Genomic DNA, 24289 nt, shown 5'->3' with positions numbered 1-24289 from the left:
CCAATAGGTCTGTCACATTAATTAAAATATAAACTGGAGGATATATGCCTTCCAAAAATCCATCCTGGTTTGCAAATGTCAATCCAAATGTGTTTTTAAGTACGGTGGCTATTATTGTCATCTTCTTGGCAGTAGTGGTTTTAGCCCCCAATTCATTTGAGCTGATTACCAAACATCTCAATCAGTGGGTTACGGATTCTTTTAGCTGGTTTTACGTATTATCGGTCGCAATATTCCTTATTTTACTGATTTATATTGCGCTATCGGATATGGGTAAAATTAAACTGGGTCCTGATCATAGCCAACCCAGTTATAGCAATGGTTCCTGGTTTGCCATGTTATTTACGGCAGGCATGGGGATCGGGTTGATGTTCTTTGGTGTTGCCGAACCGGTCATGCATTATGTGTCACCCCCAGAAGGTGCGGGTGAAACGATTCAATCTGCACAGCAGTCTATGCGTGTGACTTTCTTTCATTGGGGCTTTCATGCCTGGGCAATTTATACTGTCGTGGGATTGGCACTGGCTTATTTTGCTTATCGCCATAATCTGCCACTAAAAATTCGTTCTGCTTTATACCCGATGATTGGTCAGAAAATTCATGGCCCAATTGGGGATGCAGTGGATACCTTTGCCACCATCGGGACAGTTTTTGGTGTCGCTACCACCTTGGGCTTTGGGGTTACACAAATCAATTCCGGGCTGAACTATCTGTTTGGAATTCAGCAAGCGCCCATGACTCAAGTGATCCTGATTATTGTGGTCAGTGCCATGGCTTCAATGTCGGTATTTTTAGGCTTAGATAAAGGGATTAAACGGCTATCTGAACTTAATTTAATTCTGGCGCTAATTTTATTGCTGTTCGTATTTTTTGCCAGTTCTTCGATCTATTTGCTACAGACCACCATTCAAAATGCCGGGCAATATGTCTCAAATTTATTCGCGATGACTTTTAATCTCTATGCCTATCAGCCCAATGGCTGGATTGGCGGCTGGACCATTATGTATTGGGCATGGTGGATTTCATGGTCGCCATTTGTGGGAATGTTTATTGCCCGGGTATCCAAAGGACGCACTATTCGTGAATTTATTGTGGGTGTTTTGCTGATTCCGACCGGCTTTACCCTGATCTGGATGGGTTTTATGGGAAATGCCGCGTTATATAGCATTCTCCATGAAGCGAATCATTCTCTGGTTCTGGCGGTGCAACGAGATTCATCGGTCGCATTATTTGAGTTCTTGCACAGCTTGCCTTTTTCAAGCGTCATGAGCTTACTGGCAACATTTTTAGTGATGCTGTTTTTTGTGACTTCTGCGGATTCGGGTGCATTGGTGACCGATTACTTAACTGCAAAATCTGAAAATTCTCCTACTTGGCAAAGATTGTTTTGGACCGTACTGATGGCAGTATTGGCGATTGTTCTATTGTTAGTAGGCGGATTAGGTGCATTACAGTCAGCCACCATGATGAGCGCCTTGCCGTTCACTTTTATTATGCTGTTTATTTGTTGGGGTTTATTAAAAGCCTTGCGTTTAGACGTCACCAAAATGAATGCATTACAAGAGGCACGCATTACTCCACGAGCAATCCAAAACCCACGCAGCTGGCAGCAGCGTTTAGGTTTAATTATGCATTATCCGCATACTGAAGCAGAGGTGAAACAGTATATTGAAACTGAAGTATCCAAGGCCTTCCAAAGTGTGCAAAAGGAGTTTCAACGGCGTAAGTTGACGGTGAGGATTGCTTCGATTGCTGATGGCTTGGAATTGAGAGTCGATCATCATGATGAAATTAATTTTATCTATCAAGTGGTGATACGAGAAACGGTTCCACCGAGCTTTATGCCAGAAATGACTGCGAATGAAGTGACCTATTATCAAGCGGAAGTTTTTTTAAGAGAAGGTGGTCAGAACTATGATGTGATGGATTGGACTTCAGATGATTTATTGCAAGATATTATTGATCAATATGAACGTCATTTACATTTTTTAAGTTTGGTTCGAACATCTGAATAAAGCTAGAAAATAAAAAAGGACGCATAAAGCGTCCTTTTTTGAATTTTTTTTCTAATTAAAAATTAGAAGCGGAATTTAGCATTTACGCCAACAGTTTGAGTATCAAGAGCAACTTCTTCGGCATTTGCATTTACGTAAGAAGCGCCAACTGCAACAGCAGGAGTAATGAAGTAATTTACATTTGCGCCCCAAGCGTTATCTGGAGTACCAGCAAAGCTAGATTCAGCGTAAGAAGCACCAACGCTTAATTTAGGAGTTACATAAAGGTCAGTTTTTAACTGGTAAGCCGTGTCATCACCATAAATGATGCCAGACTCAAAACCGATTGCCATATTCGTGTCATCGATCGCACCCACATATTTAGTACGTGCAGTAATTGCGTCTTGATCTTGACCGATTGTTGCAGTTTCAGCAACAGATTTAGCAATCCCATTACCCATTACATTAAACGCATCTACAGCAGCTTGGTCAGCAACGTTAGTATAACCAACAGCCATTAAGAAGTTTTTAGTAGCAAAAGCACCAAGTTCTAATGCAAAACGGTCGCCGTTGTTATCGTTAACAGCTGCATTTTTAGAATCAAGGATGGTATGGCTATAAGAAGCACTTGCGTATGCAGGAACAAATTTAGTAGGAATGAAAGCTTCAGCTTTAGCACCAAAGTTATGTGCTACAACATCAATACCATTTGAACCTAACTCGCCGTAATTATAAGCAACAGAAATGTTAGACGCTTGGTTTAAGAAAGCTGCTTCAGCCAATGGGCCTTTAGAAGAATCGACATCTTTAAGGTAATAAGTACCTTGAACACCGCCAGTAAAATCTTTGTCATTTGCTGTAGTGTCGATGTACTCAGATTGACCTTGTACTTCGAATTGGTATGCTTGAGCACCGGTCATGGCTAATAATAAAGCAGTGGCTAAACCGAGTTTTTTCATAATAGTTACCAGTTCTGTTAAAAATGGATTAAACAGCAGGCATTGTATTGTAACAAAACATTAAGTCAATGAACTAAAACAACATTATTTTGTTGAGGTTTTGTTCTAAATAATATGAATGGTTAATAAATAAACTTATATTTTTTTGTGTATCAACTAAAAAACTTTTTCAGAACAAAAGAATATGTGTATTCAAGCAATTTATCCTTCTTGAAATTAAGAAAATTCAGTGAATCTTTACAATGTTAAATTAGATTAACTTTTATATTTCAATTGTAAAAAACAATTTATGAGTGTAGGTATAGCGTCAACTAATTATCATATTTGTAATATTTTCTAGATCAAAACAATAAATAACACTTTAAATAGATATTTTTTGTTTAAAAAATCAACATTCTAATTGGGAGATTGCGGAAGATTTCACATTTATCTGTGATTATTGTGATGAAATTAAATCCATACTGTTTCTATAGGCTTTACTTATTTAGTATTTTTTACCATAATCTATCTATCAAGTCGTATTACATTGAAATAATGTGATCATGATCTGATTCTCCATAAACAAGTTTTGTTTTTATATGCCCAGCTTTCCCCAAGGTTGGGCTTTTTTTTTGCCTGAGCTCAGTGTGCTTAAAATGAATCTTGATATTCAATCAAGAAACTATCCAAACATTCGCTCCCCCATTCAAATCCAAATATGATTACTTTTTCTTTTCCACAGGTATTTATTGCCAAATTTAATATTTTAAAAAGTTTATTTGTAAATGTTGCCACTTTAGTTGCCTTATTTTGGTGCAATAATCATTTGAATTTTATTTCACTGAGTAATTTTAAGCAATAAAAAACCCCAGTTTTCAAAGAAACTGAGGTTTTTTAGCCAAAATCTCAGGTAAATCAAAGATCCTGCTGAGGAATGATTTTGATATGCCCTAATTCAGTGCATTATGAACTTGTTTGTAGCATGTGTAAATATTTTCTTACATCTGTTATAAAAATATTTTTAGATATGCCTAATCCCTACAAAACAGGTTCGGGAATTTGATAAAAATAACAGATTAGCTCAGTCGAGAATTTTAGATAAAACAGGGATTATTCTACTTAGGTTGCTTAATGGCCTTGATGCAATTAACGGCTTGCCACCTGCAAACAGAACAGAATTCTAAACACGGCGTGATAAAACCCGTCTCGGAAGTCACGTCTGTACGATCAAAAGATATTGCCACATTATTAAATCAAGCCAATAAACAAGCAGTCTTTACGACTTACGATGGTCACCAGTTGAATCATTATGGAAATACTTTAACCCGTGCCAAGCATTCCTATATTCCAGCCTCAACGTTTAAGATGTTAAATGCCTTGATTGGCTTGCAACATAATAAAGTGAATGCAACGGAAATCTTTAAATGGAACGGTCAGAAACGTAGTTTTGCTGCATGGGAAAAAGACATGACTTTGGGGCAAGCCATGCAGGCTTCCGCAGTTCCGGTTTATCAGGAGCTGGCTAGACGGATTGGGCTGGACTTAATGCAACAAGAAGTACATCGTGTCGGTTTTGGAAATCAAAATATTGGTCAACAGGTAGATAATTTTTGGCTGGTGGGTCCTCTGAAAATCACACCTGAACAGGAAGCGAAATTTGCTTATCAGCTTGCAACAGAACAATTGACTTTTGATGCTGCTGTACAAAAACAAGTGAAAGAAATGCTTTTTATAGAGCGTCGAGTGAATACAAAACTATATGCGAAAAGTGGGTGGGGAACAGATGTTCATCCACAAGTGGGCTGGTATACCGGTTGGGTTGAGCAGCCCAACGGACAGATTACTGCTTTTGTTTTAAATCTGGAAATGCATGACACTGATGATGCAGGCGAGCGCAAGCAGCTCAGTTTAGATATTTTAGATAAACTGGGTCTGTTGTCTTATCTTAATTAATTGCAAGCAGATAAAAAATCAAAATTTTAAAATGATATATAAATGTGATCTCTTATCACAAAATATTATAAGAGACTGATAAAAGGTATAAATTTACTAAAATTGGTTAAATTTTGTCATTAAATATTAAAATAATGTAATATATACGATTGTATTGTAAACACAACCTGATGATGACTAGCCAGCTGTTTCTGTGTGGAGCGTACTGAAATTATGTATAAATTACGTTCGAAGCATATTAGTCAGCGACTTTTTTTGTCGATGATCATCATTATCCTTTCATTACTTTTTCTTTCTGTTCCCTTAATTGTCAGTAGTTATCAGAGTTATCAAAAGGCAGATCGTGCCTTAATTGAAATTTCTGCACTACGTGCAGTTGCAGATTTATCCAATAAAGTTTCACGTGAGAGAGCACCTGCCAATAAGGTGATGTCGAGTAACGCTGATGAATTAGCGGAAAATTTAAAAGAATTGCATGCGCATCGAAAAGAAGTTGATTTACAGATTGAGCGAACCCTGCAGATTTTAGAAGCAGCGGGCTTTTCTGCTCAGGTGCGCGGCTTATTTTCCAATTTAAAAGTGACTTTACATCAAGGTCGTCAAGCTATAGATGCTTATGCTGCTTTGCCTCAATCTGAACGAACTTCAAAACAGCTTGATAATGCGATTAAGCAAATGTTCACGGCTTGGGATAGCTGTCATGACATTTTAAAAAATGTATTAATACAATCTGAAGCTGAAAGTACAGCTGTTTCTGAATACTACACCCTGATTTTAATTCTGGCAGATTTACGCGATCAGGCAGGGCGAATTGCCTCAAATATTATCGCATCCATTACTTTTGCAGAAAAAATATCTGCGGATAATCTAGCTCGATCATTACAGACTCAACATCAAGCCTATTATTTATGGGACTTGGTCAATACCCTACAACCTGAACAAGCTAAAACTCCAGAATATTTAGCTTTGCATCAACAAGTAAAGGCGCAGTTTTTAGATCAAGGTATTCCAATCATTACGCGTTTAATTAATGAAAGCATGCACAATCAAGCATATTCATTGACTGATACGCAATTGACAGAAGTAATGGTTGATAAATTCTTAACCGTGGTAAATTTGCAAACCTATATTTTGGATTACAGTGTCAGCATTGCTCAAAACCAAAAAAATCAAGCACAGCAACAATTTATCCTAACGTTATTGGTTGCGGTAATTTGTCTGGTTACAGTATGCTTTACCATGATCTATGCGCGAAATGGGGTGTTTAAACCTTTGCTTAAAGCCAAAAATAGCATTCTTCGTTTGGCACAGCATAAAATTACAGATCATGAGTATGAAGATTCACCTACTGATCCGATCACTTTGCTCGATGCAATTAAAAAGTTAAAACACGTGCTAGAGCAACGAGATGCTTTAGAATTTCAGCTCAGAAACATTGCCAATACCGATACTTTAACCGGTGTATCCAACCGTTTGGCTTTGGATGAATATATTAAATATGTGGAAAAAAAATCTGAAAAATTTACTCAAACTGGTTTAATTATTTTCGATATTGACGATTTTAAACAGGTAAATGATACGTTTGGACATATTATTGGTGACGAAGTTATTCGGCTGGTTGCGGAAAAATTACAATTTTGTGTGTGTACTTCAAATTTAATTGTACGTTATGGCGGTGATGAGTTTTTGGTATTAATCGAGCAGGTTGATTTTAAGGATGCTTGGAGCATTGCGAATAAAATTCTTGAAGAAATTGGCAGTTCCGAACTGTATATTGCCGAGATCAATCAAAATATTCAGATTTCGGTAAGTGCAGGTGTGGCGGTTGGTGCAGCATCGTGGATGGCATTATTGGAAAAAGCCGACAAGTCTTTATTTCAGGCCAAAGAAAATGGCAAAAATAAAGTAGTGGGGTGAGTTAATTTCAGTCAAAAAGTATTGTTCTTAAAGATAGTTGCATGAGATACCAAGAACCGCATTCTTCACCTCTCAATTCTGGAAAACCTGAACCTTGATTTGCATAGTTTAAAGATACGTAGGCTTCTTTTGAAAAATTAATACCATTTGTTAAATAGGATATCTGTGTTTTAATTTTAGTTGTTGATGGATTTATATCTTTGGATTCCTTTATATAAAAATCTATAAGTTCAAATTTTGAATAATCGATTTTAATATCTAATATTTCTTTTCCTAGATGGTTGCCAATTGTATGCAATAATTTGGGAGCTAATTTCCCCCATCGTTTATTTTTCCACGCATGTAAAAACTCGAATAAATTATATTCAGGGCTGCTTTTTTCTAAAGTTTCGATAGTTTGTTTTTGCCAATATTCAGAATCATAGATAGGGCGTTTCGTCCAAGCATTTATTCGCTTTGAATATCCGCTAGTTCTGTTCGCGAAAAGACCTTAACTTGGGAAATTGAGTATAAAGAAAAGGCAGCCTATCTATTATTTCAAAACTGCCTTTAAAAGTTTTTGTCAGATCGATTAAGGGTTTTACGGATTCATTATCTTTAATTTTTTTAGTCATATCAGAAAATAAAAAAACGGTGAATGAATCACCGTTTTATCATGCATTTAAGCTAAAAGAAAATTATTTCAATAACGGCTTCAAGAACTTCGCTGTATGTGAAACTTTAGATTTCGACATGTCTTCAGGTGTACCTTCAGCAATAATCATACCGCCACCTGCACCACCTTCAGGACCAAGGTCAATCACCCAATCGGCAGTCTTAATCACATCCAGATTATGTTCAATCACTACAATGGTATTACCCTTATCGCGCAGCTGATGCAAAATATCGAGCAACTTGGCAATATCATGGAAATGCAGGCCTGTAGTTGGTTCATCCAAAATATATAAGGTTTTACCTGTATCACGCTTGGCCAATTCACGTGCCAATTTCACACGTTGTGCTTCACCACCTGAGAGGGTGGTCGCAGACTGGCCTAAACGGATATAACCCAAACCGACATGAGTCAAAGTCTCTAAACGACGGTGAATCACTGGAATGGCTTCGAAGAAATGCATGGCATCTTCAACAGTCATGCCCAAAACATCAGAAATGTTTTTGCCTTTATAACTAACTTCTAACGTTTCACGGTTATAACGGTCACCATGACAGGCATCGCAAGGCACATACATATCCGGTAAGAAATGCATCGCCACTTTAATCATACCGTCGCCTTCGCAGGCTTCACAGCGTCCGCCTTTTACGTTAAACGAAAAACGACCAGCAGCATAACCGCGTGCTTTGGCTTCAGGTGTTTGCGCGAACAATTCACGAATCGGGGTGAACAAACCGGTATAGGTTGCAGGGTTTGAACGTGGCGTACGTCCAATCGGGCTTTGGTCAATATCTACGACTTTATCAAGGAACTGTAAGCCATCAATCGAATCAAATTTTTCTGCCGTTAAGGTGGTTGCACCATTCAATTGCGTTGCCGCAAGCGGTAATAAGGTACGGTTAATCAAGGTCGATTTACCTGAGCCCGAGACACCGGTGACACAAGTCATCACGCCTAAAGGAATGGTTAAATCAACATTTTGCAAGTTATGACCTGCTGCACCCATCAACTTGATTTTTTCTTCCGGTTTTGGCGGTTGAGTTCGGACTTTCGGCACTTCAATTTTTAACTTACCTGATAAATACTGTCCAGTAAGCGAGTGGGGATTCGCCAAAATTTCTTCATACGTCCCTTCGGCAATAATATGTCCGCCATGCACACCCGCACCTGGGCCAATATCAATAATGTGGTCAGCGGCACGAATCGCATCTTCATCATGTTCAACGACTAAAACTGTGTTTCCTAGGTCACGTAAACGAACCAGAGTTTCCAGCAGACGGTCATTATCACGCTGATGCAAACCAATTGAAGGTTCATCTAGTACATACATCACACCCATCAAGCCTGCACCAATTTGCGAAGCCAGACGGATACGCTGTGCTTCACCACCCGATAATGTTTCGGCAGAACGCGAAAGACTTAAGTAGTTCAAACCGACAGAAACCAGGAAGTGCAAACGCTCACGAATTTCTTTAAAAATCTTGTCGGCAATTTCACCTTTGGCGCCTTCAAGGTTTAAATCTTGATAGTAATCTTCAGCATCGCCAATCGACATTTTGGTAATCTGTGCGATGGTTTTGTCTTTAACCCGGACGTTACGTGAAATTTCATTCAGACGCGAGCCATCACAGGCATCACACGCAGCATTAGATAAATACTGCGCCAAATCATCACGAACATAATTCGATTCAGTTTCACGGTAGCGACGTTCCAGATGCGGCAAAATCCCTTCAAAAGGAATGACCCGATTATGTTTGCGGCCACGTTCATCAATATAACTTAAATCAACTTTGTCTTTTCCGGTGCCGTAAAGGAATTTCTTTTTAGTATCGGCATCCAGTTCATTCCAAGGCGTATCTAAAGAAAAGCCAAAATGTGCTGCGACTTTTTCAATCATGCTGTAGTAATACGGACGTTGTCTGTCCCAACCACGAATCGCGCCTTGGCTAATTGAAACTTCATTATTTGGAATCAGTTTTTCAGCACTGAAATGACTGCGTGTACCTAAACCATCACAGACCGGGCAGGCACCAAATGGATTGTTGAAGGAGAATAAACGCGGTTCAAGTTCGGCTACAGCTCGGTCGCATTCAGGGCAAGAATGTTTGGCAGAAAATACACGATCTGCCTGTTCATCTTTCATCCACGATAAAATCGCGATGTCGCCACCTAAACGCAGCGCAGTTTCAAAAGATTCGGCAATGCGGTTACCCAAATCATCACGCACTTTAAAGCGGTCGACCACTACTTCAATGGTATGTTTTTTCTTTTTATCCAGTTCAGGTGGAGTGTCAATATCAATCACTTCACCATCTACACGCGCACGGACAAAACCCTGACTTTGCAGTTGTTCAAACAGATGGGTATATTCACCTTTACGCTCACGTACCACAGGTGCAAGCAGCATTAAAGCGGTGCCTTCCTCCAAACCTTTAACCGCATCCACCATTTCTGAAATGGTTTGTGCCACCATCGGTAGATCATGTTCAGGACAATATGGTGTTCCGACACGGGCATATAAAAGACGTAAATAGTCGTAAATTTCGGTGATTGTTCCCACAGTTGAACGTGGATTGTGACTGGTTGATTTCTGTTCAATTGCAATTGCCGGGCTTAAACCTTCAATAGAATCGACTTCTGGTTTTTCCATTTGCGAAAGGAACTGACGTGCATAGGCAGACAGTGATTCCACATAACGGCGTTGACCTTCGGCATATAAGGTGTCAAATGCTAAGGAAGATTTACCAGAGCCTGAGAGTCCCGTAATGACCACGAACTTGTCGCGTGGAATATCGAGTGACACATTTTTTAAGTTATGGGTACGTGCGCCTCGAATACGGATATGACTTTGGCTCATAAAACATCTCGGTAATGTGCAAATTGAAGGTTATATATGATAGCGATTTAATTTTGTTCAAGCTGAATAAAATCGTTTTTTAACGACATAATGTGTCGGCTGAATGAATTTAGTTAAATTTTATAAGACTGTAGCGGGCTTTAGTGAGACTCACAAGTCTGAATAAGTTACTTTTAATGTGAATCGTGTTAAATATGAGAGTGCTAAAAAAGAAAAATCACTGTACAAGAGTATGAAAATAAAAAAGGAATTAAAACCATGATGGCTAAAATTTTAATCGCACTGATTGCATTACTGCATGTTTATATATTAGTGCTTGAAATGTTGCTGTGGGATAAACCCATGGGTATGAAAGCTTTTGGCAATAATGCAGAAAAGGCAAAATTGACCAAAGTTCTAGCGCAAAATCAGGGTTTGTATAATGGTTTCTTGGCAGCCGGATTAATCTGGTCGCTGTTTGCACCTGAAACTTATGCGACCGCACTGGCCAATTTCTTTTTAGCCTGTGTTTTGGTTGCCGGGATTTATGGTGGCATCACTGCCAGTAAAAAGATTATTTATATTCAGGCTGTACCGGCATTGATTGCCTTGATTGTGGTGAATTTCATTTAAGCGAAAGATAGTTTGCAGCGTAGACTATGTGATTGAATGAGTTGATCTGTTTGGATGGATAGGGATGCTGGCTTTATTTTTAAAATGTAGTTTAGGGGCAGCGGTTGTTTTAATTATTTCTCTCCTTTCCAAGAGTAAAGCTTTTTATATTGCCGGGCTGGTTCCACTATTTCCGACTTTTGCTCTAATTGCACATGTGATTGTGTCGCAACAGCAGGGCGCAGAAGCGTTGCGTAAAACCGCATTATTCGGTTTATGGTCGCTTATTCCCTATTTTATTTATTTGATTTTGGTGTATGTATTGGCAACCAAAATGTCGATGTGGTCGTGTCTGGGTATAGCGACGCTATGCTGGATGGTGGCTGCGGCCGGCCTGATTTATGGCTGGCAGATGTTTCAGAATTAAAAACAAACAATGCATTTTTATGACTAGTAATTAGATAACTTGTGAAAATCAAAATATGTTCAATATTAGATTTTTTAAAATCAGAACTGCCTTATTTAACTGATTTAATTTCTATACCTTTGCGTAGGTATTAGCTCTACTTTTGAAAGGTCAAAAGTAGACAAAAACCTTTTGTTCCCCCATACACGACATCCTTGTCGTAATGGGAAACGTGTGGCATCCATGCCACACTCATGAATCAAATACTTGCTAAATTTATCTTTTATTTTAGTTTTATGAGGAATTTGTAGGGATTGAAAAATGACTTATGAAAGAAGTCTATTCATCCAAACCTAACCATTGGCGCTGATCATAAGCACTATCCCAGAACAGCCATTCCAGTTTAGCGGCTGTGGTATAGGCATGATGCATTTTCTCAAGCGTATCGGCATCACAGCGCGCTGCGACTTTATCAATGGTGGCAATCACATTTCGTACTGCTTCATTAAATTCTTCGCCTGAATAGGTGTCGACCCAAGCTTGGTACGGATTATTTTCTATAGAGTTTTTGACAATATCTTTACCGACTTCTGCATAAATCCAGAAACAGGGAAGTAAGGAAGCCAACACCACCGGATAGCTTTCAGACCAGGCTGTCGCAGTTAAAAATGAAGTGTAATGATGACAAGCCAAGGTCAAAGGAGTGGATTCAAATTCTTTTTTGGTGATATCAAATTCCTGCATGAAACCATCATGCAGACTGCGTTCAACCACAATGGCAATGCGAGCAGCTTCTGCAAATTGAATCACGTCATCAGCTTCAAAAGCTTTCGCAGCACAGACTGCCAGCGCACGCCCGTATGCCAGTAAATAATGCGCATCCTGAATCACATAGTGACTAAAAACCTCTTTGCTCAACGTACCTTGTGCAAGTTCCTGATTAAATGGCAGGGTTAAAGTTTTTTGATATAAATCCAGATTTCGCTGCCAAACCTCTTGAGAAAAGCTCATCTCATCATCCTAACGCTATTAAAAGAAGAATTTACAGAAGGCAGGACTATAACAAGAGTTTTCACACGAAGATATCCGGCAGCCCAAAGCGTGATTTTATCTTCAAAAAAAAATCATACGAAGAATTTTGGATTAATCTCAAAAAGGCGTCATAATTATGCGCATAAAATCTTAAGCTTCTGTTTTTAAGTTTTACCGAATTTACTCTCCATACATCTTTGTTCATAGGTCGATCTATCATGATGAAACATTTTGGTTTCTCAATCATTTTTACGATCGTGTGTCTGGCTATTTCTGCATATTGGGGCTATACCCATGGCCCAGAAGCAGGTTTAAAGACCATGTTCACGGCGCTCACCATTACTGCCATTCTAGCAGTCATGGAAGTGTCACTTTCTTTCGATAATGCTGTGGTGAATGCCTCGGTACTCCGCGGTTGGGATCATTTCTGGAAAATGATTTTCTTGACCGTCGGCATTGTTATTGCTGTATTTGGCATGCGTTTGGTGTTCCCGATTGTGATAGTGGCTGTCACTGCAGATATGGGCATGCTTGAAGTCGTGAAAATGGCGATCAATGATCCTATTCTTTATTCAGAGAAATTAATGGCACATCATGCTGAAATTGCAGCATTTGGTGGCTCATTCTTGTTGCTGGTATTTCTGAATTTCTTCCTGGATAGTGAAAAAGATACACACTGGTTTAGATGGATTGAAGCACGTTTGTCGAATCTTGCCAATGTACCGGCAATGTCGGTATTTATTGCTTTGGTTGGCTTGCTGATCATGGCGGCCAATGTAGCGGAAGCATCGCGTTTAGCTGTGACCATGGCAGGGATCTGGGGTATCGTCATTTACATTGGGGTTCAAGTCCTGAGCCACTTGTTAGGCGGTGAACCTGAAATTGATGAACAGGGCAATGCTGTGGCACATGATGCCAGTGGAGCATCTACAGGTGTGATTAAAGCCGGTTTTGGTGGTTTTCTTTACCTTGAAGTACTTGATGCGTCATTCAGCTTTGATGGTGTCATCGGTGCTTTTGCGATTACATCGGATGTGGTGATCATTATGCTGGGTCTAGCGATTGGTGCCATGTTTGTGCGTTCAATGACCATTTACCTGGTCGAAAAAGGCACACTAGATGCTTATGTTTTCCTTGAGCATGGCGCGCATTATGCCATTGGTGCTTTGGCATTCATTATGCTGGCGAGTGGTGCCGGGTTACATATACCAGAAGTCGTGACCGGTTTGATTGGGGTCGCGTTTATTGTCTGGGCAGTCATTGCATCCATTCAATATAGCAAGCGTCAAGAACGGATCGGTTAATGGTTTTTTAAGAAAAACGGTTACAATAGAGGCGCATGAAAATGCGCCCTTTTTTATGAGGGCTGCCCTTTGAATAAATCAGCATCCAGAACATGAATGTTGTAGGATAGCCCATCGAAATTAAACTTATAAACCTAAGCTTACTGATATGATGAATGCTTTAGAACGCCGTTCAACCTTTGCCTTGAGCAGTATTTTTGCACTGCGTATGTTGGGTTTGTTCATGATTATTCCTGTGTTTTCTGTAGCAGGACAGTCATATCAAGGCGCAACGCCTGCGCTGATTGGTCTGGCGGTCGGCGTATATGGTTTAACCCAAGCCATTTTACAGATTCCATTTAGCTTGCTGGCTGACCGTTTTAGCCGTAAGCCTTTGGTCGTTTTAGGCTTATTGTTGTTCGCACTCGGTGGTGCAATTGCCGCGATGTCTGAAACCATTTATGGCGTGATCATTGGTCGTGCGATTGCCGGCGGCGGTGCGGTTTCTGCGGTCGTCATGGCTTTGTTAGCTGATGTCACCCGTGAAGAACAGCGCAGCAAAGCCATGGCGGTTATGGGGATGAGTATCGGGTTCTCTTTTATGCTCGCGTTTAGTCTTGGACCTTGGCTCACGAGTCTGGTCGGTATTTCCGGACTATTTTGGGTGACCACCATTATGGGCCTGGCGGCAATTTCCATGTTACTGCTGGTTCCCAAAGTCACCCGTCATCATAAAAATTATCAGCAAGGTTATCTCGCACAACTGAAACAGGTGCTGAAAATGGGCGATTTAAACCGCTTGCATGTTTCCGTGTTTGCACTGCATCTGTTGCTGACAGCGATGTTTATTTATATGCCATCGCAACTGATTCAGTTTGCTGATATTCCATTGGCCAGTCATGGTCTGGTGTATTTGCCTTTACTAGTGATTAGCCTGTTTTTTGCTTTTCCAAGTATTATTTTGGCGGAAAAATATCGTAAAATGCGCGGCATTTTCCTGACTGCAATTGGCGGGATTATTCTGGGTTTACTGGTACTGATTTTTGGCTATGAATCCAAATATATTTTATTGGCAGGTTTGGGGTTCTTCTTTATTGCCTTTAACGTAATGGAAGCGCTGTTGCCTTCGTGGCTCTCTAAATCCGCACCGATTCAGTCTAAAGCCACAGCGATGGGTGTGAATGCCAGCAGTCAGTTTTTAGGAGCATTTTTTGGCGGTATGATTGGTGGTCAACTCTTATTACTCAATAATACGGCCTTGGGTTGGAGTATCTTAAGTGGTATCGCCATTGTCTGGTTGCTAATCAGTTTTGGCTTGGCTCAACCGCGCTATCTTTCATCTTTGGTTTTGCGTTTACCTGAGACCAAACAAACGGATGAGTGGACTTCTCAACTTTTGGCAATTCGTGGTATTGAAGAGGTTGTGGTGATGTCTGATCAGCAATTTGCTTATGTTAAAATTGATAAGCAGCTTATAAATGAAGCTGCGCGACAAGATTTAACGCAGTTGTTAGGTAAAGATATAGCCATTTAAGCATAACTCTTATAAAGTAAAATATAGAAATAAATAGGAAGTGTACGTCTGATGCGTGGTGTTAATAAAGTAATTTTAGTCGGAACTTTAGGTAAAGATCCTGAAACCAAAACTTTTCCAAATGGTGGTTCTCTTACTCAGTTTTCAATTGCAACTAGCGATTCGTGGACTGATAAAAATACTGGTGAGCGTAAAGAGCAAACTGAGTGGCATCGTATTGTGTTGCATAACCGCTTAGGTGAAATTGCACAGCAATATCTACGTAAGGGTTCAAAAGTTTATATCGAAGGTTCATTGCGTACGCGTCAGTGGACAGACCAAAGTGGTCAAGAACGCTACACCACAGAAATTCGTGGTGAACAAATGCAAATGTTAGATAGTAACCGTCAGCAAGGTGAACAAACTGCGGGTGGTGACAACGCGGGTTATAATCAACCACGTTTCAACAACAACCAAGGCGGCGGTTATAACAACAATAATAACAATAGCAATAACCAAGGCGGTTATGGCAATAATCAAGGTGGTGGTTTTAATAACAACCAGCAAGGCGGTTATGCAAACAATAATCCGTCTGCTTTCCAGCCGAAAGCACCGCAATCAGCACCTGCTGCGCCTGTCGCTGCACCTGCTGATCTAGATGACGATTTACCTTTTTAATTGAATTAGAACGGCAAGTCATCTCCAAAGCCCTCTCATTGCAGAGGGTTTTTTTATTGCCTAAACCAATCACTTTTATAAAATGAATAGGAATAATTGATCGTATAATTCGATTGTTTTTATAAAAAAGTACGGTTTTACCTATTTGAGAAACTTTCGTATTCTTGCTTCACAAGATAAGCAATCCCAGAAGTAAGTTAGAGGAATATTTAATGAGTTTAATTAATACTGAAGTAAAACCATTCAATGCAACAGCGTATAAAAATGGTGAATTCATTCAAGTGTCTGAAAAAGACATGATCGGAAAATGGTCAGTGGTGTTCTTCTATCCTGCAGACTTCACTTTTGTTTGTCCAACAGAACTCGGTGATTTGGCAGATAACTATGCTGAATTCCAAAAAATGGGCGTTGAGATTTATTCAGTATCTACAGATACCCACTTTACTCATAAAGCTTGGCATGACAGTTCTGAGGAAATCAAGAAAATCCAGTATCCAATGATCGGCGATCCAACCTGGACTTTGGCAAAAAACTTTGAAGTTTTAATTGAGTCTGAAGGTTTGGCAGACCGTGGTACTTTTGTGGTTGACCCAGAAGGTAGAATCCAGATTATTGAAATCAATGCCGGTGGTATTGGTCGTGACGCTCAAGAGCTTCTACGTAAAGTGAAAGCAGCGCAATATGTACATGCGCACCCGGGTGAAGTTTGCCCGGCAAAATGGAAAGAAGGCGATGCCACACTTGCACCTTCAATCGACTTGATTGGTAAAATTTAATCTCAAGTTAAAATACTCTCCCAAAAAATCCAGGACTTAGCTCCTGGATTTTTTATATGCACCATCTGTTAACTTAAAGCGCATAACCTAAATGATCTTTGGCTAAATTTATTAAACCTTCAACCAGATAATCAAACAGTCTTTCCATCACCAGATGTTGATCTTCTGCATGGAAACTCCGACAAAATTATTAATTTTAATCCGTGGTTGCAGCGGAATATCAATGACTTCATCATGCGTACGGTTGTTCAAATGCCAATAATATTATGATTTTTGTATGCCGCGAACTATGTTTGAAATTTGATTTGATGAGATTGCTGGCATCAATTGTTGCACTAAATCCACCATATTTCACCACCAAAGAAGTTAATCATCAAATGAATGTATAAATCATGCTTAAACTGGGTAAAGAACTCTTTATTGTGGCTGAAAAAAGATAAAAAGAAGGAGGTTATAAAACAAAATAAAAAGCGATCCGAAGATCGCTTATTTATAAGAAAAAATCTTATTTTTGAGTGCTATGTTGGTTATAACTGTGAATTAGGTTGCGATAATCAGGAATGTGATTCGAGAACAATGCGCCCAAACCTTCCACATCATTACGCCAGTCGCGATGTAATTCACATGCCGCACCAAACCAAGTCATCAGTTGCGCACCTGCATTTGACATACGATTCCATGCCGAGTCACGGGTTAAAGAATTGAATGTACCGGAAGCATCAGTAATCACGAATACCTCAAAATCTTCTTCCAGTGCAGAAAGTGCAGGGAAAGCCACACAGACTTCAGTTACCACCCCAGCAATAATCAGCTGTTTCTTACCTGTGGCTTTTACTGCTTTGACGAAATCTTCATTATCCCAAGCATTAATTTGACCCGGACGTGCAATATAGGGCGCATCCGGAAACATTTCTTTCAGTTCCGGAACCAGAGGCCCATTGGGCCCGTTTTCAAAACTGGTGGTTAAAATAGTGGGAAGATTAAAATATTGAGCTAAGGCAGCTAATGCTAAAACATTATTTTTGAATTTATCCGGATCGATATCACGAACCAATGACAGTAATCCAGTTTGATGGTCGACCAGTAAAACTGCTGCATTATCTTTATCTAAACGAACATAGGGGTTGCCCATTTTTGTAGTCCTCTTTTTAATCATTATGGAGGCTGATGGACCGAGCATAAAACGCTGACCTCAGCTTCTGAATATTTTCATTATGACCTACAGTAAAAACGTGAAGTGTGTGAAAGGGGGAAGCCTCATCATAGGATGAGTAGCCTCAGAAGATTGATAAAAATGATCTATTTTTTGTATTCTTTTTGAGTGTAAAAAATAGAATTATCCCATTCCTGGGACGCTGTATATTGCTCATGCGCTAGGCTGGTGACTTTAAAAGTTCTAAGATAAATCCATATTATTTCCTAGTGATAGGAGCTTTGAAATGAAAAAAATTATTGGTGTTTACCGTAACCAGAACATGCATTGGGTCGGAGATGGTTTTCCAGTTAAGAACCTGTTTTCCTACGACCGCTTAGGTCAGGCGATTAGTCCATTCTTGCTCTTGGATTACGCAGCACCCTATCATTTTAGCCCGACTACGCAGCAGCATGGCGTGGGTTCACATCCGCATCGTGGTTTTGAAACGGTGACGCTGGCTTATCAAGGCGGGGTGACTCACAAAGATTCAGCAGGCGGTGGCGGTCAGATTAAAACCGGTGATGTACAGTGGATGACTGCAGGTGCAGGTTTGATGCATGAAGAGTTTCACTCTGAAGAATTCGCTAAAAATGGGGGACTCTTTGAAATGGTGCAGCTTTGGGTGAATTTGCCTGCGGCAGATAAAATGACCCCGCCTAAATATCAGGCTATTGAAGCACAAGAGATTCCGGTCATTGAACTTGACGAGAGTGCCGGGCATATTCGCGTGATTGCAGGGCGCTATCTACAGGGTGATACAGAACATAGCGGCCCTGCCTCTACTTATAGTCCTGTAAATGTCTGGGATGGTGAATTAAAAGCAGAACATATTCATCACATTCATGTACCGGTCGATCACAATGTATTGATTGTGGTGCTATCCGGTGAAATGCAGTTGAACGGAACGCAGCATGTTCAAGACAGTTCCATTGTCATGTTTGCTCAAGATGGTGAAGCCAATATTCAATTACAGGCGATTAAAGACAGTAAATTTTTGGTGCTAACTGGTCAACCTTTGAATGAGCCCATTCAAGGCTATGGTCCCTTCGTAATGAATACCAAGGATGAAATCGTGCAAGCTTTTAATGATTTTAATAGCGGCAAGTTTGGTGAGATCCCGGTTGCCAGTTAATTTTGGCCATTCCTTGATCATATAAGAAATAAAGAAGCCCCTAAAATATTTAGGGGCTTTTTGCGAAATAAATTTTCTTGTTTTTACAGCATTTGCATAGTTATGGGTTGTTAAAAGTGTGATCTGATGGTCAATTTGTTAGGTGAGGTATGATAGTGATATTTTAGGCTTTTGTAAAACGATCGTTATAATATTGGTTAATATATATATGCTTTTTTTAACATGTTTTAAAATTTATCTTAATAAATTTTAAAACTTTATTATATTTATTTGGGGTTTTTTCTATGTAAGTAAATGTAAAAATCTTGCTGATATCCCTGATGAGGACTTTTGTTAAAAAAACATATTCTGGAATATTTTAATACCGCCTTTTAATCTCGCTTGGTTCATAATTTCAAGAATCTTATATGTAACTGACGGATAATAATTTTGGATATTGCAGTTATTGGTAGTGGCATGGCTGGGCTAGCTACCGCCAGAATTCTTAAAGATGCAGGGCATAGCATAACTATTTTTGAAGCATTGCCTGGACGTGGTATGGATAGCCATAGCATTGAATTTGAAGGCGGCTTAATTGATGCACCCTTGCGTGTAATGAATCCTCATTTGTGGAAAAATACCCTGAGTCTGGCGACCTATTTGGGTATACCCACTTTCCCTGTGCGTACCTATATGGCATGCAGCTGGTTGTTTGAAGACCGTACTGAAACATGGTTAACCACTACTCGTAGCCGTATTGGTAATTTCCCGATTATTAACAACCGTAAAGGACTTCAGCAATACGGTTGGCGCCTGGTCAAAGGCATGCTGCAACTGAAAGCAGCTATCACTCGATTCTTCAAATCAAAGAATCAGGATATTACCCTGGCTGAATTTATAAATAATAATGATATTGAAGAAGTATTCTGGCATGGCGCAGTGATGCCAGTGCTCTATACCATTTGTACCTGTAATCCAAAAACTATTGGCGAATGGCCTGCAAAACCTTTATTGACCTTCTTGCGTCAATTGACCGATGGCGATGCTTTACTGCGTATTCAGGGCGGCACTCCGGCATTGGTAAACAAGCTGATTGAAGGCATTGAAATTCATAATAGTTCTGCCATTACTCAAGTTAAAGAACAAGACAATGGTGTTTTGATTGAAAATGCACTAGGTGAGCAGCGCATTTTTGACCGTGTGATTGTGGCCACACCGACCAATAAAATTGAAACCTTCTTAAATAATGAACAATTTGCAGCTGATATTGCGCTGTTAAAGAAATTCAAATTTGAACAGGGTCAATTGGTGATTCACACCGATCAAAGCGTAATGCCACCCAAACGTAAAGATTGGGCGGTACTCAGTTATATGATGGATCGTAAATTTACCCGTCAACAGTTCACGGTATGGTTGAATTCGGTTGAGCCGAGTCTGGTTGGTAAAAATCCAGTGTTCCAAACCTGGCAGCCGGTGACTGACATTGATCCTAAGAAAGTCATTTCCAGCGTTACGTTAAATCGTGCTGTAGTGGACTCACAAACAGTGGCTTTAAATAAAGAGCTGCAACAACGTCATAAAGATCTCAACCGTAAAGTGTTCTATTGCGGTTCTTGGTCTTGTGATGGTTTGCCACTTTTAGAATCGGCAGTGACTTCAGCAATGAATATTGCGGAAATTTTTAATGCCCCATTGCCGTTTGTAGGATTACAACCTAAAGTTGAGGTTGCCCCACAACTCGGCTACTAATAGATGAAATGGCTTCAAACGGTTCAGCAGCAATTTTTACAACATAAGTATGCGATAAACGCAAAACAGTTGGGAGATAATGCTGAACTTGCTTGGAGTAATTTAGGTTATTGGAATGATGCAACATCATTCTATCCAGAGGCTTGTCGTCAATTGGCAGATCAGTTGGCGCAAGCAGTCCATTTAACTTCAAAGGACAGATTGCTCGATTTAGGCTGTGGACAGGGTGCAAGTCTGGTTCATTGGCAACAGCAATACCATGTTCAAAATATTGAAGCCGTGGAATTACAATCCAGTTGTGTGATTCAAATTCAAAAACTTCTTCCTGAACTTCCTGCGATTCATCAACAATCTTTTTTAAATTTAAAACAGGTTCAGTTCCAAACTGGATTTGATGTGGTGCTGTGTATCGATGCAGCCTATCACTCAAATTTGAATTTATTTCTCGATTCAGCGGGGAGTGTTTTAAATTCAAAGGGCAGATTGGGTTTTCATTATTTAATGTGGTCTGAAAAATGGCTAGATTTAAATTCATTCCAGAAAAAAAAGTATCAGTGGTTATTAAAAGCAGCAGATGTCAATTTAAATCATTTAATGACGGAATTAGTCTTGAAGCAAACCTTGCAGAGCTATGAGTTTGCAGAGATTGAAATTCGTGATTTATCTAAAGGCGTTTTGCAGGGTTTTGCAAATTATTTTCACACCTTGCAGCAATTATCGCCACAGACTACAGATTTGGATGCATTTAAAATTCGTATGACAGCAAAGTTATGTCGCAAGCTGTATGCAGAGGGTGTGGTCAAGTACGTGCAAATCAGCGCGAAAAAATAATAAATAATGATGGGTTAAATATTTTGAAAAAAGATGAGTCCCAAAAACAACAAAGCCTCACTAAAAAGCGAGGCTAAGTATAAAATGGTGCCGGCACACGGATTCGAACTGTGGACCTACTGATTACAAGTCAGTTGCTCTACCAACTGAGCTATGCCGGCAACGTGGGATGAATAATAGCGAATTTTGCTGAAAACGCAAGCCAAAAAATGAACGATTGATTTACCAGCTTTAAGATAAAAAAATTACCCACCGCAAAGGTGGGTAAGTCAAAAAGAATTTAAAAGATAAAAATGCTTATTTGGGCCTCAGGATCTGGGCTAAGTCTTGTGCGCATTCTTCTAATGTTAAAGCCATGTCTATTTGCATTTGTGGCTTCAGTTCATCTGCAAGCTTTCTCCATTGTTCTATTAAACGTATAGCTTTCTGAATTTTATGTTTATTCATGTCTTTGGCAATGGTTGGGGTATAACCACCACGTTTCGCATTCTTGATCTGTTTTACATAGTTATCGCTGGTATTCATGCTTACTCCCGAATAGCAGTTTTTGATATGTTGAATGAGCTTTTAGGCTTCGATCTAAGGTTCTGTAATATGATTATTATCAGCAGAATATTGCAGCTTGATGATATTTTTTTGAGTTTTTATGGAGTCTTGTAATACTGGAGTGAAGGTCTAAATTTATTTTCAAAATGTGCGCCGTTATTTTAAATTTTAAATCCACAGATGACGACTTTTAACTTCATGAATGAAGAAAGTATCTAGGGATACTTTCTTCAGTTTATCTAAATATTAATATTCCCAAAACATGCGCTGAATTTCTTTTGCATCTCGGGTTTTGGTAAGCGCAAGGGCTGCCAGTAGTTTTGCTTTCTGTGGATTTAAGTCATGCGCCACCACCCAGTTATATTGATCATCGGGCTGTTCTGCATTTCTTAAAACAAAGCCTTGTGGCACACGTGAGGAACGGATAATTTGCACGCCTTGTTTTTGTAGCTCATTTAAAGTTGGCACAATATTTTTTGCCACTGAGCCATTGCCTGTACCTGCATGAATAATGGCTTTTGCCCCAGCTTTTGCATACGCTGTATATGCATCGGGAATCATATTGCCAGAACCATAGACAATTTGAACTAGAGGTAACGTATCACCTTTAATATTTTCAATATTGAATTCAGAGGCATTATTAAAACGTTTCGCCACATTTCTAAACCAATAGGTTTTACCTTCGACCAGGGTACCTAATGCCCCCCACTGACTAGTAAAGCCATTGGTATGAATATTAATACTTTTGGTCACATCACGTGCTGCAAAAATATCATCATTCATGAGCACAAAAACGCCTTTAGCTTTGGCATTGTCGGCAGCAGCTAGCGCCACAGCACTATATAAATTTAAAGGCCCATCCGCGGATAATGCTGAAGGTGGGCGCATAGAACCCACGACTACAATGGGTTTATCCGTATGAACGGTCAAGCTTAAAAAATAAGCTGTTTCTTCTAGGGTGTCGGTGCCATGCGTGATCACAACGCCATTTACATCTGGATTTTTCACCAATTCATTGACTTTACGTGCAATGGTTAAAAGTTCTTTGTCTGTAATGCTTTCCGAAGCAACTTGAAGTGCCTGTACACCGGTAACATTTGCAAGGTTCTGAATTTGAGGAACAGCTTTAAGTAAGTCGTCCACAGGTACTTTGGCTGCGGTATAGGTTGCACTATTGGTGGAACTGGCACCTGCACCTGCAATCGTACCGCCTGTGGCGACCACCACGACATTATTTTTAGCAAAAGTTGAAAAGGGTAGTAATAAACCGAGGCTCAAAGAAAGGGCGGTAAGTGTTTTTTTCATCATTTTTCCTTATAAACGTTCTGTACAATCCAATCATTTTTTGTACCACTTATAACGTAATATAAAGACACTAGATTTGCCTATACCTAATTTAAAATATGCATTTCATAATGAGAAATATAACAACTGATGATTTTTATATAGGCTGAATAAACGACAGTAAAATGCTAAATAGGTTATTTTTATATTGATAAAACAATGATATGAACGAGATGGAGGTAAATTCTAACAAAGAGGGGATAGTAAGTATCTAAGTGAAGATACCCATAAGACTAAACTACCCTTTGATTTTAATGTAGCGCCTCCACCCAAATAAAAAGATTTATATCTGGGTACAGGGCGTTTTAGCAGGAATAAATATTAGAATAATTAAGAATTTATAAAAAATATTCCCAAATAACATACCCCAAACCGAATCCAATAAATGAGTAAAGTGTAATGATAAAGAATACAAAGCTCGCTTTATTTTTCTTTTTTAAAAAACTCATATTAATCCCCAAGATTCGGCCTAAGTTAGATCATATTATCCCATTTGTTTAGGAAAAGTGGTCTGCTCGGCTGCTTTTAAATAGACCCATTTCGTTTTTTTTTGATTATAAAAACACTCTTAACGCAATCGTCGAGAAGCTGCGGTTGAAACTTATCTAGAGCGATACGCTAGTTTAGACAGATTAAATGTGGGGTTATAGACAATAAAAAAGGCTTAATCCCTTTAGAATTAAGCCTTTCTTTACTGCTTTGGAGTGCAGTTCCTTCGAATTTGGCGGTGAAAGAGGGATTCGAACCCTCGAAACGCTATAAACGTTTACACACTTTCCAGGCGTGCTCCTTCAGCCACTCGGACACTTCACCATTGCGCCGCGATAATAACGAAAAAAAACGCCTCTGCCAAGTTGAAACAATTGATTTAAAGCAAAAGTTTTATCTCGGTGATATGATGGCGAAAAAATAGTGTCTAAAAA

General features: G+C 39.4%; 20 protein-coding genes and 2 tRNA genes. 12 read left to right on the top strand and 10 right to left on the bottom strand.

Annotation, left to right across the window (positions count from 1 at the left end; translation table 11 throughout):
- The first annotated feature begins 44 nt into the window (after window positions 1-44).
- A complete protein-coding gene (locus E0H89_RS05685; RefSeq protein ID WP_131215330.1) occupies window positions 45-2015 on the top strand; it encodes a glycine betaine transporter in 1971 nt (656 codons plus the stop codon).
- A 62-nt stretch (window positions 2016-2077) separates the two neighbouring features.
- On the opposite strand, the gene omp33-36 is transcribed toward E0H89_RS05685, so the two are convergent.
- On the bottom strand, window positions 2078-2953 hold the full coding sequence (gene omp33-36 / locus E0H89_RS05680; protein WP_131215326.1) for a porin Omp33-36: 876 nt from the start codon (window positions 2951-2953) through the stop codon (window positions 2078-2080).
- A 1110-nt stretch (window positions 2954-4063) separates the two neighbouring features.
- Between omp33-36 and blaOXA the strand changes: the two genes are divergently transcribed.
- On the top strand, window positions 4064-4885 hold the full coding sequence (gene blaOXA / locus E0H89_RS05675) for a class D beta-lactamase (protein ID WP_131215323.1): 822 nt from the start codon (window positions 4064-4066) through the stop codon (window positions 4883-4885).
- Window positions 4886-5098: 213 nt separating this feature from the next.
- Entirely contained in the window at window positions 5099-6802 is a 1704-nt protein-coding gene (locus tag E0H89_RS05670; protein WP_171459133.1) for a GGDEF domain-containing protein, read from the top strand.
- A gap of 7 nt (window positions 6803-6809) precedes the next feature.
- Here E0H89_RS05670 and E0H89_RS05665 read toward each other — a convergent pair whose 3' ends face one another.
- Complete coding sequence (locus E0H89_RS05665; protein WP_131215320.1) at window positions 6810-7100, bottom strand: hypothetical protein; 291 nt, start codon at window positions 7098-7100, stop codon at window positions 6810-6812.
- A gap of 379 nt (window positions 7101-7479) precedes the next feature.
- On the bottom strand, window positions 7480-10311 hold the full coding sequence (gene uvrA, locus E0H89_RS05660; protein ID WP_131215317.1) for an excinuclease ABC subunit UvrA: 2832 nt from the start codon (window positions 10309-10311) through the stop codon (window positions 7480-7482).
- 258 nt (window positions 10312-10569) lie between these two features.
- On the opposite strand from uvrA, the gene E0H89_RS05655 reads away from it, so the two are divergent.
- Entirely contained in the window at window positions 10570-10923 is a 354-nt protein-coding gene (locus tag E0H89_RS05655) for a DUF1304 domain-containing protein (protein WP_131215314.1), read from the top strand.
- Window positions 10924-10987: 64 nt separating this feature from the next.
- Window positions 10988-11329 carry a GlpM family protein gene (locus E0H89_RS05650; protein ID WP_131215312.1) on the top strand — a complete coding sequence of 114 codons (342 nt, stop codon included), beginning with the start codon at window positions 10988-10990 and terminating at the stop codon, window positions 11327-11329.
- A 318-nt stretch (window positions 11330-11647) separates the two neighbouring features.
- On the opposite strand, the gene tenA is transcribed toward E0H89_RS05650, so the two are convergent.
- On the bottom strand, window positions 11648-12319 hold the full coding sequence (gene tenA / locus E0H89_RS05645) for a thiaminase II (RefSeq protein WP_131215309.1): 672 nt from the start codon (window positions 12317-12319) through the stop codon (window positions 11648-11650).
- Between the two features lie 239 nt (window positions 12320-12558).
- Between tenA and E0H89_RS05640 the strand changes: the two genes are divergently transcribed.
- The 4 genes from E0H89_RS05640 (at window position 12559) to ahpC (ending at window position 16590) form a co-directional block, all read left to right on the top strand.
- Window positions 12559-13644, top strand: coding sequence for a DUF475 domain-containing protein (locus tag E0H89_RS05640; protein ID WP_131215306.1), 1086 nt, complete (start codon window positions 12559-12561; stop codon window positions 13642-13644).
- A 148-nt stretch (window positions 13645-13792) separates the two neighbouring features.
- Complete coding sequence (locus tag E0H89_RS05635) at window positions 13793-15157, top strand: MFS transporter (protein ID WP_131215303.1); 1365 nt, start codon at window positions 13793-13795, stop codon at window positions 15155-15157.
- A 51-nt stretch (window positions 15158-15208) separates the two neighbouring features.
- Window positions 15209-15814, top strand: a complete 606-nt coding sequence (ssb, locus tag E0H89_RS05630; RefSeq protein WP_131215300.1) for a single-stranded DNA-binding protein — start codon at window positions 15209-15211, stop codon at window positions 15812-15814.
- Between the two features lie 212 nt (window positions 15815-16026).
- A complete protein-coding gene (gene ahpC, locus E0H89_RS05625; RefSeq protein ID WP_131215297.1) occupies window positions 16027-16590 on the top strand; it encodes an alkyl hydroperoxide reductase subunit C in 564 nt (187 codons plus the stop codon).
- 505 nt (window positions 16591-17095) lie between these two features.
- Here the strand turns inward: ahpC and ycaC are convergent.
- Complete coding sequence (gene ycaC, locus E0H89_RS05620) at window positions 17096-17722, bottom strand: isochorismate family cysteine hydrolase YcaC (RefSeq protein WP_131215294.1); 627 nt, start codon at window positions 17720-17722, stop codon at window positions 17096-17098.
- A 307-nt stretch (window positions 17723-18029) separates the two neighbouring features.
- On the opposite strand from ycaC, the gene E0H89_RS05615 reads away from it, so the two are divergent.
- The 3 genes from E0H89_RS05615 (at window position 18030) to E0H89_RS05605 (ending at window position 21476) form a co-directional block, all read left to right on the top strand.
- Window positions 18030-18917: a pirin family protein gene (locus E0H89_RS05615; RefSeq protein ID WP_131215292.1), complete on the top strand. Its 888-nt coding sequence runs from the start codon at window positions 18030-18032 to the stop codon at window positions 18915-18917.
- Window positions 18918-19346: 429 nt separating this feature from the next.
- Window positions 19347-20645, top strand: a complete 1299-nt coding sequence (locus E0H89_RS05610) for an FAD-dependent oxidoreductase (protein ID WP_131215288.1) — start codon at window positions 19347-19349, stop codon at window positions 20643-20645.
- Between the two features lie 3 nt (window positions 20646-20648).
- Entirely contained in the window at window positions 20649-21476 is an 828-nt protein-coding gene (locus tag E0H89_RS05605) for an SAM-dependent methyltransferase (RefSeq protein WP_131215285.1), read from the top strand.
- 85 nt (window positions 21477-21561) lie between these two features.
- Here E0H89_RS05605 and E0H89_RS05600 read toward each other — a convergent pair.
- The 5 genes from E0H89_RS05600 to E0H89_RS05580 all read right to left on the bottom strand — a co-directional run bounded on the left by E0H89_RS05600 (window position 21562) and on the right by E0H89_RS05580 (window position 24179).
- Window positions 21562-21637: transfer RNA gene (locus E0H89_RS05600), tRNA-Thr, on the bottom strand.
- Window positions 21638-21773: 136 nt separating this feature from the next.
- Window positions 21774-22001 (bottom strand): hypothetical protein, encoded by a 228-nt coding sequence (locus tag E0H89_RS05595; RefSeq protein WP_131215281.1) that lies wholly within the window; start codon window positions 21999-22001, stop codon window positions 21774-21776.
- 267 nt (window positions 22002-22268) lie between these two features.
- A complete protein-coding gene (locus tag E0H89_RS05590; protein ID WP_447053754.1) occupies window positions 22269-23327 on the bottom strand; it encodes a type II asparaginase in 1059 nt (352 codons plus the stop codon).
- 377 nt (window positions 23328-23704) lie between these two features.
- Window positions 23705-23815: a hypothetical protein gene (locus E0H89_RS05585; RefSeq protein ID WP_131215275.1), complete on the bottom strand. Its 111-nt coding sequence runs from the start codon at window positions 23813-23815 to the stop codon at window positions 23705-23707.
- A gap of 273 nt (window positions 23816-24088) precedes the next feature.
- Window positions 24089-24179 (bottom strand) — tRNA-Ser (locus tag E0H89_RS05580).
- Between the last annotated feature and the right edge of the window lie 110 nt (window positions 24180-24289).

This window comes from Acinetobacter sp. ANC 3781 (assembly GCF_004331285.1).
In the GTDB taxonomy this organism is placed as follows: domain Bacteria; phylum Pseudomonadota; class Gammaproteobacteria; order Pseudomonadales; family Moraxellaceae; genus Acinetobacter.
The sequence above is the reverse complement of the archived record's forward strand: the minus strand, read 5'-3'. Positions and strand labels throughout refer to the sequence as shown.

Excerpts from the sequence above, each read along its gene's own strand:
- E0H89_RS05685 (WP_131215330.1), top strand. The coding sequence starts at position 45 with ATGCCTTCCAAAAATCCATCCTGGTTTGCAAATGTCAATCCAAATGTG.
- omp33-36 (WP_131215326.1), bottom strand. The coding sequence starts at position 2,953 with ATGAAAAAACTCGGTTTAGCCACTGCTTTATTATTAGCCATGACCGGT.
- blaOXA (WP_131215323.1), top strand. The coding sequence starts at position 4,064 with ATGGCCTTGATGCAATTAACGGCTTGCCACCTGCAAACAGAACAGAAT.
- E0H89_RS05670 (WP_171459133.1), top strand. The coding sequence starts at position 5,099 with ATGTATAAATTACGTTCGAAGCATATTAGTCAGCGACTTTTTTTGTCG.
- uvrA (WP_131215317.1), bottom strand. The coding sequence starts at position 10,311 with ATGAGCCAAAGTCATATCCGTATTCGAGGCGCACGTACCCATAACTTA.
- E0H89_RS05655 (WP_131215314.1), top strand. The coding sequence starts at position 10,570 with ATGATGGCTAAAATTTTAATCGCACTGATTGCATTACTGCATGTTTAT.
- E0H89_RS05650 (WP_131215312.1), top strand. The coding sequence starts at position 10,988 with ATGCTGGCTTTATTTTTAAAATGTAGTTTAGGGGCAGCGGTTGTTTTA.
- tenA (WP_131215309.1), bottom strand. The coding sequence starts at position 12,319 with ATGAGCTTTTCTCAAGAGGTTTGGCAGCGAAATCTGGATTTATATCAA.
- E0H89_RS05640 (WP_131215306.1), top strand. The coding sequence starts at position 12,559 with ATGATGAAACATTTTGGTTTCTCAATCATTTTTACGATCGTGTGTCTG.
- E0H89_RS05635 (WP_131215303.1), top strand. The coding sequence starts at position 13,793 with ATGATGAATGCTTTAGAACGCCGTTCAACCTTTGCCTTGAGCAGTATT.
- ssb (WP_131215300.1), top strand. The coding sequence starts at position 15,209 with ATGCGTGGTGTTAATAAAGTAATTTTAGTCGGAACTTTAGGTAAAGAT.
- ahpC (WP_131215297.1), top strand. The coding sequence starts at position 16,027 with ATGAGTTTAATTAATACTGAAGTAAAACCATTCAATGCAACAGCGTAT.
- ycaC (WP_131215294.1), bottom strand. The coding sequence starts at position 17,722 with ATGGGCAACCCCTATGTTCGTTTAGATAAAGATAATGCAGCAGTTTTA.
- E0H89_RS05615 (WP_131215292.1), top strand. The coding sequence starts at position 18,030 with ATGAAAAAAATTATTGGTGTTTACCGTAACCAGAACATGCATTGGGTC.
- E0H89_RS05605 (WP_131215285.1), top strand. The coding sequence starts at position 20,649 with ATGAAATGGCTTCAAACGGTTCAGCAGCAATTTTTACAACATAAGTAT.
- E0H89_RS05595 (WP_131215281.1), bottom strand. The coding sequence starts at position 22,001 with ATGAATACCAGCGATAACTATGTAAAACAGATCAAGAATGCGAAACGT.
- E0H89_RS05590 (WP_447053754.1), bottom strand. The coding sequence starts at position 23,327 with ATGAAAAAAACACTTACCGCCCTTTCTTTGAGCCTCGGTTTATTACTA.
- E0H89_RS05585 (WP_131215275.1), bottom strand. The coding sequence starts at position 23,815 with ATGAGTTTTTTAAAAAAGAAAAATAAAGCGAGCTTTGTATTCTTTATC.